This window comes from Streptacidiphilus carbonis (genome assembly GCF_000787775.1).
Lineage (GTDB): Bacteria > Actinomycetota > Actinomycetes > Streptomycetales > Streptomycetaceae > Streptacidiphilus > Streptacidiphilus carbonis.
The window spans coordinates 48,041-62,113 of the sequence record NZ_BBPM01000039.1; the positions used below are offsets into that span (position 1 = coordinate 48,041).

Annotated in this window: 12 protein-coding genes; 7 read left to right on the forward strand and 5 right to left on the reverse strand. The window is 74.5% G+C overall.

Annotated features, from left to right (window positions below):
• Positions 1-38 precede the first annotated feature (38 nt).
• Positions 39-1,139, reverse strand: coding sequence for an aminoglycoside phosphotransferase family protein (locus TR46_RS26105; protein ID WP_042405601.1), 1,101 nt, complete (start codon positions 1,137-1,139; stop codon positions 39-41).
• Between the two features lie 430 nt (positions 1,140-1,569).
• Here TR46_RS26105 and TR46_RS26110 point away from each other — a divergent pair, with 430 nt between their 5' ends.
• The 5 genes from TR46_RS26110 to TR46_RS26130 all read left to right on the forward strand — a co-directional run bounded on the left by TR46_RS26110 (position 1,570) and on the right by TR46_RS26130 (position 8,088).
• Complete coding sequence (locus TR46_RS26110) at positions 1,570-3,069, forward strand: DNA-binding protein NsdB (protein WP_042405603.1); 1,500 nt, start codon at positions 1,570-1,572, stop codon at positions 3,067-3,069.
• Positions 3,070-3,332: 263 nt separating this feature from the next.
• Positions 3,333-4,757 carry a hypothetical protein gene (locus TR46_RS26115; protein ID WP_042405605.1) on the forward strand — a complete coding sequence of 475 codons (1,425 nt, stop codon included), beginning with the start codon at positions 3,333-3,335 and terminating at the stop codon, positions 4,755-4,757.
• Between the two features lie 147 nt (positions 4,758-4,904).
• Positions 4,905-6,053 (forward strand): glycosyltransferase family 4 protein, encoded by a 1,149-nt coding sequence (locus TR46_RS26120; RefSeq protein WP_042405607.1) that lies wholly within the window; start codon positions 4,905-4,907, stop codon positions 6,051-6,053.
• Positions 6,050-7,219: a glycosyltransferase gene (locus TR46_RS26125; protein WP_084718934.1), complete on the forward strand. Its 1,170-nt coding sequence runs from the start codon at positions 6,050-6,052 to the stop codon at positions 7,217-7,219. The genes TR46_RS26120 and TR46_RS26125 overlap by 4 nt, the downstream gene beginning before the upstream one ends.
• The gene (locus TR46_RS26130) at positions 7,216-8,088 is read left to right on the forward strand and encodes an SGNH/GDSL hydrolase family protein (protein ID WP_152626677.1); all 873 of its coding nucleotides are present in this window, start codon (positions 7,216-7,218) and stop codon (positions 8,086-8,088) included. Before TR46_RS26125 ends, TR46_RS26130 begins: the two co-directional genes overlap by 4 nt.
• Here the strand turns inward: TR46_RS26130 and TR46_RS26135 are convergent, their stop codons facing one another.
• The 4 genes from TR46_RS26135 to TR46_RS26150 form a co-directional block, all read right to left on the reverse strand.
• Positions 8,089-9,180, reverse strand: a complete 1,092-nt coding sequence (locus tag TR46_RS26135) for a WD40/YVTN/BNR-like repeat-containing protein (protein WP_042405610.1) — start codon at positions 9,178-9,180, stop codon at positions 8,089-8,091.
• Positions 9,181-9,266: 86 nt separating this feature from the next.
• A complete protein-coding gene (locus TR46_RS26140; RefSeq protein WP_042405613.1) occupies positions 9,267-10,130 on the reverse strand; it encodes a 5-oxoprolinase subunit C family protein in 864 nt (287 codons plus the stop codon).
• Complete coding sequence (locus TR46_RS26145) at positions 10,127-10,747, reverse strand: 5-oxoprolinase subunit B family protein (RefSeq protein WP_042405615.1); 621 nt, start codon at positions 10,745-10,747, stop codon at positions 10,127-10,129. Before TR46_RS26145 ends, TR46_RS26140 begins: the two co-directional genes overlap by 4 nt.
• Complete coding sequence (locus TR46_RS26150) at positions 10,744-11,514, reverse strand: LamB/YcsF family protein (RefSeq protein ID WP_042405616.1); 771 nt, start codon at positions 11,512-11,514, stop codon at positions 10,744-10,746. The genes TR46_RS26145 and TR46_RS26150 overlap by 4 nt, the downstream gene beginning before the upstream one ends.
• A 112-nt stretch (positions 11,515-11,626) precedes the next feature.
• On the opposite strand from TR46_RS26150, the gene TR46_RS26155 reads away from it, so the two are divergent.
• Both TR46_RS26155 and TR46_RS26160 read left to right on the forward strand, forming a co-directional pair.
• Positions 11,627-13,198 carry a hypothetical protein gene (locus tag TR46_RS26155; protein WP_236655508.1) on the forward strand — a complete coding sequence of 524 codons (1,572 nt, stop codon included), beginning with the start codon at positions 11,627-11,629 and terminating at the stop codon, positions 13,196-13,198.
• On the forward strand, positions 13,195-14,067 hold the full coding sequence (locus tag TR46_RS26160; protein WP_042405618.1) for a hypothetical protein: 873 nt from the start codon (positions 13,195-13,197) through the stop codon (positions 14,065-14,067). Before TR46_RS26155 ends, TR46_RS26160 begins: the two co-directional genes overlap by 4 nt.
• The last annotated feature ends 6 nt before the right edge of the window (positions 14,068-14,073 follow it).

Below are 14,073 nucleotides of genomic sequence, written 5' to 3' on the forward strand. Positions count from 1 at the left end.
CCCGCCGCCCGCTCGCAACCCCTCTCCTGGTCGGCGGCTCAGCGGGTGCCCACCGCGGCCCGTACCGCACGCCGCGCCAGCGCCGTGTCCTCGTGCAGTCGGCGGATCAGTATCCGCTGCTCCTCGCCGGCCCCCGGCACGTCGTGCATCCGCAGCTCCCGCATCAGCACCAGGATCAGGTTCACCAGGAAGGCGTCCCTGGGCAGCGTGCCCGAGGACTGCGCCACCTGGCTGATCTGCCGCCGCGCGGCGGTGTCCCCCGACAGCACGGTCCACAGCACCGCCAGGTCGTAGCCGGGCAGGTACCAGCCGGCCTGCTCCCAGTCGACCAGCACCGGGCCCGAGGGCGCCAGCAGGACATTGGTGAGCAGCGCGTCCCCGTGGCAGAACTGTGGTGCGGTGTGGGCCAGTCCGTGCAGCAGGTGCTGCAGGTCGCCGGCATCCCGGTCGGTGAGCAGGCCCAGCGCGTGGTAGCGGGCGATCTCCCTGGGGTAGTCGAGCGGCGCCTGGAAGGAGCCGGCCGGCGGCCGCCACAGGTTGAGCGAGCGCACCGCGCCGAGGATCGCGCGGACCTCCCCGGGCGACGGCGTGTTGCAGGGGTGCCGCTCGTACGCGGCGGGCCGCCCCGGCACCCGCTCCATCAGCAGGACGCAGCGGTCCGAGTCGGCCGCGACCAGCTTGGGCAGCCGGGCCGGCGGGCGGTGCCGGACGAAGGTGCGGTAGGCCGCGACCTCGTGCCGCAGCCGTTCCGCCGCCTCCCGTCCGGACCGGGTGACCTCCCGTCCGGCCGGGGTGGGGGTCAGGCACTTGGCGACCACGGGGGTGCGCCCGGCGGTGCCGACCACCAGGATGTGCTGTTCGTCCTCCCGCACCAGCTGCCGGGGGACGAAGGCGGGGCATATCCGCGAGACGCCTGCCAGCGCGGCGCGCAGCGCCGGCGACTGCTCGGCGGGGTTGTCCAGCCTCGGCGCTCCTCCGGCGGCCGGCCGCGGGGCCACCATGCGGCGCGGCCCGACGGGTGCCAGGGCGCGGTCGCGGGTGCGTGGATCGGTGCCGATGGCCGGACGGTGGCGCGGCGGCTGGGTGACCCGGGTGGTGGTGGGCCCTACGGGGGCGGGGGAGATCGAGGGTGAGTACATGGGTGGTTCCGGGTCCCTTCCTGGCGGGCTGCCGCCGGCGGGCCGGACGGCCCACCGCGATCACTTCTCGTGCCGAGGACGTTGCGGTCGTTCCGGCACTGCCACGAACTGCTGCGGAGTTAGGGATGGCGCGGGCCGCGGACCCGTACCGGGACCGCCGCCGACCGCGCACCCTGGGGAGTGTGTGGTCCCGAACAGCCCCTGCGCGGTGCCCTTCCGGTCCGCGCCACCCCTTGCGCCACTCCCTCGCTCCACGGTCACCGGGGCAACTGCTGCCCGTTGACTGCGGGGTTGGGGTGGCGCATGTCTACATGACACCCGACGGCTCGTGGCGCATCAGGAAGCGCACCCTGGCGAACCCTGGCGAATGCTCGCCTGGCACATGACGCGCGGATAGCCTCGAAAGCGCCGAGGAACCTGGGGGCTTGACGTGAGCAGAGGTACCAACACCCGATTCGCAGACCTGTTCGCCCTGACCGGATGGTCCAAGGGCGAGCTGGCGCGACTGGTCAACCGGCGTGGTGCGGCGGCCGGACAGCAGCAGCTGTCCACCGACACCTCGCGGGTCCGGCGCTGGATCGAACGCGGAGAGATACCGCGCGACCCGGTGCCGCGGGTGCTGGCGGCGCTGTTCACCGAGCGGCTCGGACGTGTTGTCACCACTGAGGACCTCGGGTTCCAGCGACAGCGGCATTCTGGTTCGGGCGGCGCGGCGTATGCCTCGTCGGACGTCCCCTCCCCGCACCCGCAGCCGGAGCGCACAGCCGAGGACCTCACCGAGTTCACGGGAATGGACCTCATGCTCAACCGACGCGGAATGATGAGCGCGAGCACCGCGCTCCTGGCGGGCGCCGCCATTGCGGGCCCGCTCCACGACTGGATGGCCGGATCCGATTCGGCCGTGGCCGCCGAGGGCCCCACCTCGGGCGCCATACTGCGCAGCCCGATGGCCGCCGCCCTGCCGGCGAGCGACTTCTACGAGGCGGGCCCGGTCGGCCTGGACGAGGTGGAGGCGCTGGAGTCCTCCGTCACGGTGTTCCGGGCCTGGGACGCCTCACGCGGCGGCGGTCTGCAGCGCAAGGCCGTCGTCGGCCAGCTCAACGAGGTGGGCGGGATGCTGACCTTCCATCACCCCGAGCCGCTGGCACGGCGGTTGTGGGCGGTGGCGGCCAACCTCTCGGTGCTGGCCGGCTGGATGTCCCACGACGTCGGCCTGGAGCCGACCGCGCAGCGCTACTTCGTGATGGCGGCCCGTTCGGCCAGGGAGGCCGGCGACAAGCCGAGGGCCGGCGAGGCGCTGTCCCGGGCCGCCCGGCAGATGGTCCACCTCAACCGTCCCGCCGACGCGCTGGACCTGATGCGGGTCGCCGAGACCGGCAGCGGTGAGCGCAACCTGCCGCGGACCAGGGCGATGCTGCGGACCGTGGAGGCCTGGGCGCACGCCTCGATGGGCCACTCCCAGGCCACCCGGCGCACCCTCGGCGAGGCCGAGGACCTCTTCGCCCAGGACCACAACGACCCGGGACCCAGCTGGCTGCAGTTCTTCGACCGCGCCGACCTGCACGGCATGGAGGCGCTCACCTACCGCACCCTCGCGGTGCACGACCCCAGCGCCGCCCAGCTGGCCCAGTACCACGCCCGACAGGCGCTGGACCTGCGCGGCGAGGGCCATGAGCGCTCCAAGCTCTTCGACTACCTGTCGATGGCCTCGGCCTGCTACATCGGCGGCCGCCCCGAGGAGGGCACGGGCTACGCGCACCAGGCGCTGGACTCCACCAAGGAGATGTCCTCGCTGCGTACCTGGGACCGGCTCAAGGGCATGTACGAGCTCACCGCACCCTACGAACAGCTCAACGAGGTCAAGGAACTTCGCGCCGAGATCCGCAAGGCCGTCCCGGCGTCCCAGCGCACGCGCCCGCAGACGATCTAGCAGACGGTCCGACAGACGCCCCCACAGACGGTCCACCGGCGGACGGGGGCGTACCCAGCAGAGTGTCAGCGTCCTCCAGGTGAGACCGAACCTGGGAAAGGTGCAGAGGAAGGCGGTCGAACGGTACGATTTCGTGCCTCCTGCGAACGGGAACCATGTATTCCCGCCCCCGCAGGCGACATAGCAGACTCGTACCGTCATCGCCACACCCCCATTCACGAAATTCCTTTGCCACCAGGACCGCCGCACCGGATGCTGACCTCATGTTCGAGCCCGCGATAGCGCCCAGCGCCTCCCTTCTCGGCCTGCTTCAGCGGGGCCGGGGGGACGGCACCCTGCACGCTCTGGCGGCCGAGCGTTCCGACGCTCTCGCCGCCCTTGAGGAGTGCGTCACGAGCGACCCCCGCCGCGACTGGCAGGTCGAGAACCGTTCGCTCTACTACGCACGCCTGTTCATGGAGCTCGAAGCCCCGCTCCAGGGCCTCGAGGACCATCTCTTCTGCGCCGAGGACCTGCTCGACGACGAGGAGTCACGCACCGGGCTCACCCTCGCCGTGCTCGGCCGGCTGGCCGGGTACGGCCGCCACGACGCCCTGCTGCTGCTGCGCCGCTACGCCGCCGGCGGCGGCAACTGGGCCTGGGCCCTGGACGAGCTGGCCGTACGGGACGACGACGCCGCGCTGACGGCGCTCGCCGAACCGGTGCTGGCCCGCTTCCCCGAGGGCCCCGAGGGCGACGCCGCGCTGCGCGCCACCGTCCGCGACGCCTACGAGCCCCGGCCCTGGCACCTGTGGGCGCAGACCCATCCCAGGGTGGCCGCCGCCACCGAGCAGGCCCCCTTCGACCTGTGGCAGCGCCAGCTGGACCGGCCGGGCAACGCCCCCGCGTGGAGTACCGCGGCGGTACTGGCCTGGGCAGACGCCGGCTCCGGCCCCGAACGGGCCGACTCTCCCGAACAGTTCGAACGCCGGGTGGGCGCCGCCGTCCGATGCCTGGCCGCCGTGGTCGCCCCCGAGGACCTGCCGCTGCTGCGGCGGACCGCCCAGGACGGCCAGGACGGCGCCCGCTGCGCGGCCCTGCGGCACCTCGCCGACCACGACGACGAGTCCGCTCCCGACCTGGTCGAGCTGGCCGCCGCAGACCTCTCCCGGCAGACGGCCGATTTCGCCCTTGCCACCCTCTGCCGGGCGCACACCCCGCGGTTCCTGGCCCGGGCCAGAGTCTGGGCCGTCGATCCCGACGGCGGACCGCTGGCCGACGCCTCGGCCCGGCTGCTGGCCCGGGCCGGCGCGGCGGCCGACGCCCCGGCCGTGGTGGCCGCGCTGCACCGCTGGATCTACTTCAAGGGCGCGGACGGGGACGGCCTGGCCGTCCTGGTGGAGGGCGTCGGGCGGCTTGCGGCCGCCGCAGGGGTCACCGCACTGCGCCACGTCTATGCCGAGACCAGCTGCTCGCAACTGCGGGGCAGCGCCGCGCGCAGCCTCGCCGCCGTCGACACCTGCTTCCCGACCGGAGCCGCGGTCGAGTGCCTCTGGGACTGCGAGGAGTCGACCAGGGAACTGGCCGCCCGGCATGTGTTCACCAAGGGTGACGGCCGGGTGCTGGACCGGCTCCGCCGCCTGGCCGCGGATCCCGGCGAGGAGGCCGAGGTCCACGCCGCCGTCCGGGGCCGACTGAGCGGCGGTTGACCGACCCCCCGTACCCCGGCGAACCCCATGCCGGTGGGTGGCGGTGTAGTCGGCCGGTTCGGCGTCGGGCTGAGCGTTCGGTAGTCGTTCGTTCACTCGACAGATCGTCGTGGCCGTGAGCACGTGTGGCGTCGGGATAACGCAGACATGCGTGTCGCCATCGTCACAGAATCCTTCCCGCCGGACATCAACGGCGTCGCCCACTCCGTCCTGCGCACCGCCGAGCACCTGGTACGGCGCGGCCACCAGCCCCTGGTGATCGCCCCGGCCCCGGCCGTGCCGCTGTCAGCCCCCGACCCCTGCCCGGTGGTGCGCGTCCCCGCGCTGCCGCTGCCCGGCTACCCCCAGGTGAGGCTGGCCCTGCCCAGCCGCCGACTGGAGCAGCTGATCGCCGGGCACCGCCCGGACGTGGTCCACCTGGCGAGCCCCTTCGTCCTCGGCGCCCGGGCCATGGCCGCCGCCGACCGGCTCGGACTGCCCGCCGTCGCCGTCTACCAGACCGACCTGGCCGGCTACGCCCGCGCCTACCGGGCCGGCAGCGGCCTCGGTGAGGCCGCCGCCTGGCGGCGGATCCGCGCCGTCCACTGCGCCGCCGCCCGCACCCTGGCGCCGTCCACCCCGGCCGCCCAGGACCTCACCGCCCACGGCGTGCCGAGGGTGAAGCTCTGGCAGCGCGGTGTGGACTCCGTGCGGTTCCACCCGCGCCACCGCGACCAGGCGCTGCGCGACGCCCTCGCCCCGGACGGGGAGGTGCTGGTCGGCTACGTCGGCCGGCTGGCGCCCGAGAAGCGGGTGGACCTGCTCAGCGGGGTCTGCGGGCTGCCGGGCGTGCGGCTGGTGATCGTGGGCGAGGGCCCGAGCGAACCGGCACTGCGCCAGGCGCTGCCCGGAGCCGTGTTCCTGGGTCGGCGCGAGGGCGACGAGCTCGCCGCCGTCTTCGCCTCGCTGGACGTCTTCGTCCACACCGGGCCGATGGAGACCTTCTGCCAGACCATCCAGGAGGCCATGGCCAGCGGCGTCGCCGTGGTGGGCCCCGCCGTCGGCGGCCCGCTCGACCTGGTCGGCCACCACCGCACCGGCCTGCTGGTCCAGCCCAGGGACGCCCGCGCGGTCACCGCGGCCGTCACGGCGCTGGCCGCCGACCCGGAGCTGCGTGAGCGCTACGGCGCCCAGGCGCGCCGCGAGGTGGCCGGACGCACCTGGGAGTCGGTCGGCGACCAACTGCTCGACCACTACCAGGAGGTCCTGCTGGGGGCCGCCGCCGTGGCGCCGGAGCCGGGCGGGGTGGCGGCATGAGCCAGCGGATCGTTCGCCTCGCCAACTTCGTCACCCCCGTGTCCGGGGGCCTGCGCACCGCGCTGCGCCACCTGGGCGCGGGCTACCTCGCCGCTGGTCACCAACCGGTGCTGGTGGTCCCGGGTCCGGGCCACCGGGACGAGGAGACCGACCAGGGCCGGGTGATCACTCTGCCCGGTCGCCGGGTGCCCGGCATGGGCGGCTACCGGGTGCTGCTCGACCGTTCCGCCGTGGCCGACCTGCTGGCCGACCTGCGCCCGGACCGGCTGGAGGTCTCCGACCGCACCACGCTGCGCTGGACCGGCGGCTGGGCCAGGCGGAACGGGGTACCGGCCGCGATGGTCTCGCACGAGAGCCTGGACGGGCTGCTGCGGTCCTGGGGCATGGGGGAGACCATCGCCCGCCGTGCCGCCGACCGGCTGAACCGGGGGACAGCTCGCGACTACAGCGCCGTCATCTGCACCACGGAATGGGCCGCCGCCGAGTTCCACCGGATCGGCGCCCGCAATGTGGTCCGCGCCCCGCTCGGCGTCGACCTGGAGCGCTGCCACCCGCGGCAGCGCAATGCGGCGGCGCGCAACCACTACGCCCGCCCGAGCGAGGTGCTGCTGGTGCTGTGCTCGCGGCTCTCGCCGGAGAAGCGGCCCGAACGCGCCCTGGACGCGGTGGCCGAACTGCGCCGGCGCGGCGTGCCGGCCGTGCTGGTGGTGGCCGGGGAGGGACCGCAGCGGGCCCGGCTGGAGGCCCGGATCAGGGCCGAGCAGCTGCCGGTGCGGCTGGTCGGCCACATCAGCGCCGCCGACACTCTGGCGGCGCTGCAGGCCAGCGCCGACGTGGTGCTGGCACCCGGGCCGATCGAGACCTTCGGTCTCGCCGCGCTGGAGGCCATGGCCTGCGGCACCCCGGTCGTGGTCAGTGCCTCCTCGGCGCTGCCGCAGATCGTCGGGGATGCCGGCGAGACCGCGGCCGACACCGGCCCGGGCTTCGCCGACGCGGTGCAGCGCCTGCTGGCGCGGCCCGAGACCGAGCGCCGCCTGCTGGCCCGCGGCCGGGCCGAGCACTACGGCTGGGACCGCGCCGTCGCGGGCTTCCTCGCCGCCCACCGGACGACCCAGCAGGACCGGGACGCCGTGTCGTACGCCGAGGTCCGAGGAGGAGTGCTGTGACGCTGCTCAGAGTCGCCGCGCTGGGCGACTCCCTCACCGAGGGCCTGGGCGACCCCGACCCCGGCGGGGGCTGGCGCGGGTGGGCGGCCCTGCTCGCCGCGGGGCTGACCCCGTTGGCCGAGGCCGTGGACCTGCACAACCTAGCCGTGAGCGGGGCCAGGGCCGCGGACGTGGCCCGTACCCAGCTGCCCACCGCCCTGGAGCACCGCCCGCACCTCGCCTCCGTCCTGGTCGGTGCCAACGACACCCTGCGAGCCAGCTACGACATCCATTCGGTGACGGCCGACCTGGACGCCGTCATGGCCGAGCTCAGCGCCGGCGGCACCGTCCTGCTGACCGCCTGCCTGCCCGATCCCGGCAGGCTGCTCCGGCTGCCCGGCCCGCTGGCGCGACCGCTGGCGCGCCGGATGCATTGCGTCAACGAGGTCGTGCACGCCCTGAGCGAGCGCTACGCCGCTGTCCATGTCCACGCCGCCGAGGCCGACTGGATCGACGATCCGAGGATGTGGAGCGTGGACCGGCTGCACCCCAGCGAGCGCGGCCACCGCGCACTGGCCCGCGAGTTCCACGCCGTACTGGCGGCCGACGGCACCGCGGCAGGCCCCGCACCGACTCCGGAGCCCGAGTCCGCCGCACCGAGCCGGGCCGCCCAGACCTGGTGGATGGCCACCAAGGGCACCCGCTGGATCGCCGAGCGCTGCACCGACCTCCTCCCCGACCTGCTCCGCCTGGCCGCGGCCGAGGCCAGGCAGCGCGACCCCCGGGCCCTCGACCAGGCGGCCGCCCACCGCACCGCCGCGGCGCTGGCCGCCGTGTCCGTCCCGAACCCTGCCATCGCCTCCCGCGGCGGCCTTCGCGCCGTCAGCTGATCAGTTCACCTGTGCTGCCCGGACACAGAGCACGGCGGGCAGATGCTCCGTCAGCAACCGCCAGCTGTCGCCCTCGTCCGAGCTGCCGTACACCTCGCCGTTGCGGTTGCCGAAGTACACGCCCACCGGATCGGCGTCGTCCAGGCAGAGCGCGTCGCGCAGCACCACCCCGTAGTGCGGTTCCTGCGGCAGTCCCTCGGACAGCGGCTCCCAGGTCTCCCCGGCGTCCCGGGTCCGGTAGACCCGGCAGCGGTGCTCGGGGGGAAGCCGGTCGTAGTCGGCGACCAGCGGGAACACATAGGCCGTGCCCGCGCGGCGCGGGTGCGCCGCCACCGCGAAGCCGAAGTCCGCAGGCAGTCCGGCGTCGATCGGGGTCCAGTTCGCGCCGGAGTCGTCACTGCGGTAGACGCCGCCGTGGTTCTGCAGGTACAGCCGGGACGGATCGCCGGCGTCCACCGCGACCTTGTGCACGCACTGCCCGAACTCCGGATTGCGGTCCGGTTGGAACCTGGCCTCCACCCCGGTGTTGGACGGCGCCCAGCTCTCCCCGCCGTCCGCCGAGCGGTAGACGCCGCCGGTGGACACCGCCACCGTGAGCCGCTGCGGGTCCTCACGGTCGACCAGCACGGTGTGCATCCCCTGGCCGCCGAAGCCCGCGCCCCAGTCCTTGCGCTGCGGATGTTTCCACAGGCTCTCCACCAGCGAGAACGACTCGCCCCTGTCATCGGAGCGGAACAGCGCGGCCGGCTCGGTGCCCGCGTAGACGACGGTCGGCTGGTCCGCCCCGGCCGGCTGGAGCTGCCAGACCCGCTCCAGCGAGGTGCCGGTGGACTCGGGGAAGCGCACGGCCGGCTGTTTGGGCTCCTGCCAGGTCGCGCCCAGGTCGTCGGAGTGGAACACCGAGGGGCCCCAGTGGCTGCTGTCCGCGCCGACCAGGATCCTCGGCCGGCCGCCCCTGCGGTCGATGGCCACCGAGTAGACGCCCTGCATCGGGAAGTGCGGTTCCTCGTTCCACTCCCAGGTCACCCGGTCGCGACTGCGTCCCAGGAAGAGCCCTTTGGCGGTACCGACCGCCAGCACTGCCTCACCCATGGCGGACTCCTTCGTCCTCGCCGGTTCGTCCGATGGGCAGCAGTCTTCTCGGGTTGCCGGCGGTTGTCGTGTTTTCGGGCGTTTGTTCACCGATTCGAGCGAGTGAACCGAACGGGTGTTCCGGGAGCGGCCTGTGCGGCCGCGGTCAGATCGGCCGCCGGGACCACGCCCAGCACCGGATAACCCCCGGTCGTGGGGTGGTCGGCCAGGAACACCACCGGCTGTCCGTCCGGGGGCACCTGGACCGCGCCGAGCACCATCCCCTCGCTCGGCAGTTCGCCGCGGTCCGGCAGCCGTTCGAACGCCGGGCCGAGCAGCCGCAGCCCGACCCGGTTGGACGCGGGCGACACCGTCCAGCGCCCGCGGTCCAGGGTCCGCGGCGCCGTGGGCACGAACCAGTCGGCGCGTGGCCCGAGGTCCAGTCGCAGCAGCAGTTCGCCCGGGGGCGCGGGCAGCGGCAGCGGGTCGATCCAGCAGGGGGGACCGGTCGGCAGGCCCACCGGCAGCAGCTGCCCGACGGCCAGTCGCGGCGGTCCCAGCCCGGCCAGCAGGTCCGTCGACCGGCTGCCCAGCACCGGCGGCACGGTGAAGCCGCCGGCCACCGCCAGGTAGCAGCGCAGCCCGCCGGTCGGCGCGCCCACCGCCAGCACCGCCCCGGCCGGCACCCGCACCGGGGCGCCCCAGGCCGCCGCCCTCCCGTCCACCCGTACCGGCGCGGGGGCGCCGACGACCGCGGCCAGCAGCGGCTCCAGGGCCCGGAGCGCGACCCCGCCGAGGGTGGCCTCCAGCACCGCGGCCTCCGGGGCGTTGCCCACCAGCCGGTTGGCGAGCCGGTGCGCCTCCGGGTCGAGCGCCCCGGCGCGCGGGACCCCGAGCGCGGCGACGCCGACCCGCCCGGCGTCCTGCAGCGTGGTCAGCGGACCCGGTCGGACCACCTCGACGGCCCTCATGCCGTTGCCGCGAATCGCACCCGGGTGCCCGGCAGTAGCAGCGCCGCGGGGTCGCGCGCCAGGTCCCAGACCGGCAGTCCGGTGCGCCCGATCAGCTGCCAGCCGCCCGGTGAGGCGCTGGGGTAGACCCCGGTGTAGCCACCGGCCAGCCCCACCGACCCGGCCGGGACGCGGGTCCGCGGAGTGGACCGGCGCGGTACGGCGTACTGCTCCGGAAGCCCGGTCAGATAGGCGAATCCGGGTGCGAAGCCGCAGAAGGCGACCCGGTACTCGCAGCCGGTGTGGATCCGCACCGCCTCAGCGGCGGACACCCCCCACAGCTCCGCGACCTCCGCCAGGTCCTCGCCGTCGTAGCTGGTCGGCACGGTGACCACCGGGCCCTCCGGCACCGCCCCGACCCCGGGAGACCACCCCTCGAACTGGTCGGCGACCAGCTCCGGCCGGTCCAGCCCGTCCAGCAGCACGGTCCGAGCCGCAGGGACGATCTCGGCGACGCCGCCGAGCAGTCCGGCGGCCTGACGCTCGACCAACTCCTGGTGCAGCGAGGCCACTTCGGCATCGCTGTCGACCTCCAGCAGCAGCGCCGACCGCCCGGCCGCCATGATCCGCACGCTCATGCGAACGCCGCCACGACGATCCCGGCCGTGACCAGCGACTCCCGTACCCGCTGCGCCAGCGCCGCGGCCCCGGGCGTGTCCCCGTGCACGCACAGCGAGCCCGCCCGCACCGGCACCACAGTGCCGTCCACCGCGACCACCTCACCCTCCCGGGCCATCCGCACCGCCCGGGCCACCACCGCGTCCGGGTCGTGCAGCACCGCCCCCGGCTCGGTGCGCGGCACCAGCGTCCCCTGCGGGGTGTAGGCGCGGTCGGCGAAGGCCTCGCCGACCACCGGCAGTCCTGCCGCCTCCGCCGCCGCCAGCAGCGCGGATCCCGGCAGCCCCAGCACCGGCAGGCTCCGTCCGTCCGCCCGCCGGTAGGCCTCCAGCGCGTCCACCACGGCGGCTGCCTGCTCCCGGTCCGCGACCACCCGGTTGTAGAGCGCGCCGTGCGGCTTCAGATAGGCCACCGCCGTCCCTGCCGCCCGGGCGAACAGGTCCAGTGCGCCCAGCTGGTAGGCGACCTCGTCGGCCAGCTCCCGGCGCGGCACCTCCATCGACCGCCGCCCGAAGCCGGCCAGGTCCCGGTAGGAGACCTGGGCCCCGATCCGAACGCCGCGCTCGGCCGCCAGTTCGCACACCCGGCGGATCGTCGACGGGTCTCCGGCATGGAAGCCGCAGGCGACATTCGCACTGGTGACCACGGTCAGCAGGGCCTCGTCGTCGGTCAGCGTCCAGCGCCCGAAGCCCTCACCCAGATCCGCGTTGAGATCGATCGTCGCCATGGCACCAGATCCTAGGGCGACCTCGGTGCCGCCACGTGTGCAAGGTCACACAATTACCGCCATTCCGTGGCGTTTCGGAGCTTGTCAGTGCCACCCCCTAACCTTGTCGATCGTGACCGTATCCGCCGACCCCAGCACCCGCGTCTCGCTGGGCCCAGCCGCCGACGAGGGGCTGGCCCGGCGGCTCCGCGCGCTCGCGTGCACCGCCCCGCTGCACGACCTGGACAGCCGCAAGGCAAACCTGGCGGGCGAGTACGCCGTCTACGGCATGGCCGAGGTGGCACTGTCGGCGATCGACCTGGTCACCCTGCAGATGGACTTCGACACCGGCGCCGACCGGGACCAGGTGCTGGCCCGGCTGCAGCCCCGGGTCGCCGCCCAGGCCCCGCAGCGGCCCTGGACCGAGCACGAGCGGGTAGCCCGCTGGGTGCTGGAGTCGCTGATCAACGTCGGCAGCGTGGACCGCGGCTTCCGCGCCGTCTACGGCACCTTCGGGGCCGACGGCGCCTACGTCCGCCGCGACTACGACTTCAAGCTGATCGAGGAGGTGCCGGGCCCGGACGGCGGGGTGTACCTGCGCACCACCGACGAGGCCGTCAACGTCCTGGTCGGGGCCCTGGACACGGACGTCACCAGCGCCCAGATCGCCGCCGAGGTCAAGCTGGAGGTGCTGATCAACCGGGGCCGGCTGGCCGACGCCCAGCTCGCCGCCGAGCAGGCCCGCTACCGCACCGTCCAGTTCGCCGAGACACTGCGCCGCGCCCTGGAGGCCACCCGCCGCAACGTCCGCGCCGTGGACTGGATGGAGACCGTTCCCGACCTGATCCGTGAGGCGCTGGAGCACATCGCCGACCGCTATCGGCACGAGAACGCCATCCTGACCAACATCCGCCGCGCCCGCGACGAGTCCGAGGACCCCGAACACAAGCGCCGCGCCGCCGAGCTGGTCGACATCGTCAAGGACTGCATCCGCCGCCACACCCAGCTGCAGACCCGGCTGCTGGAGGCCGGCCCGCTGTTCCGCGCCGAGCAGGACCGGCAGGCCTTCGCCGCCCCGTCCGCCAGGTCCGGCCTGGACCTCTACGGCCAGTTGCTCGCCCCGCTGCTGCGGCTGCCGCTGGAGCACGCCGGACGGGTCACCGACGCCTTCTTCGGCAGCGCCATAGGGCTGCGCACCCCGGTCTCGGTCCGGGTCACCGACCTGGTCGAGGTGCTGCTCACCCCGCCGGTCGAGCGCGAGCACCTGGGCGCCGAGCTGCCCGAGCCGGACCTGCTGGACACCCCCGACGACAGCCGCTTCTCCGAGGCCCAGCTGGACGCCGCGCACGTCCTGCTCGACCTGCCGCCGGACGCGCCCCGGCGGCTGTCCGGGCTGCTCGCCGAGGCCCGCCGCAGCGACCCCGAACTGCCGTACCTGGTCGCCCTGCTGGCCGTGCACGCGGCCAGCCCCTCGGTGGGAACGGCGTACCGCCAGGGCGAGGAGCGGCTGCTGTTCGCCGTCGACGACGGCACCCGGCTGGACGACCCGGAGTTCGGCGGCGCCGACCTGATCGTCGGCAGCGCCCTGCTGGACGCCGCCGGCATGGCCGCGGAACGCGCCGAGGCCTCTGCACCGACCGACCCGCCGGCCCGGACCCTGATCCCGGCCGGGCGGATGCCGCACCACCTGGAGTCCCGACCATGACCAGCTACGACGAGCACGCCACGACCGCGGACGGCGCCCCGGCCGCGCCCGCGATCACCCCCGGCGACGTCGCCGACGCCTCCCGCCTGGTCTCCTTCGGCCTCCAGCCGAAACTGCTGCCCGCCCGGGACGCGGAGTACGGCGAGCTGGTCCGCCGCTACCGCGACGACCCCGGCTTCGCCCGGCTGGCCGACGCCGTCGCCACCGGACTGGGGCTGATCGTGCTGGAGGTCTCGCCCCGGGCCGGGATGGCGGTCGCCGCGTCCGAGGACTCGGTTTTCGCCGTGCGCCTCGGCGAGTACTCCCGGCGCGCCGCCTCCGAGTCCACCGACCGCTTCCTGCACGGTCTGGCGCACCTCGCGGTCGCCGCGCTGGCCTTCCCGCGCCCGGAGGACCTGGCCGACGACGGCTACCTGGGCCGGATCACCGTCAACGGCGTGGACACCTTCGTCCGCCAGGTCTGCCGCCGCCTGGAGGAGCAGGCCGAGACCGAGGGCGCCAACACCGACCCGGTCAGCGACGCCCCCGGTCTGGAGGCCGCCTGGCGGGTGTACGCACGGCGCAGCGCCACCGGCGCGACCAAGGACGCCCGCAGGCTCTCCGGCTCCACCATCGGCATCGTCGGCAAGGCCATGTCCTTCATGGTCGACACCGGCTTCCTGCAGAAGACCTCGGACGACGCCGGCGGCACCTTCCGCACCACCGCCCGCTACCAGCTCCAGGTCCGCGACCTCGCCGGCAGTGCCGCGATGGCCGAACTACTGGCCCTGGGCGTGGTCCAGATCAGCGACGGCAGCGCCAGCCTGCTGCCGCCCGACCCCACCGAGGAACTGGTCGCCGACGCCGGCCTCCCGTTCCACTCCTCCTGACCCCCG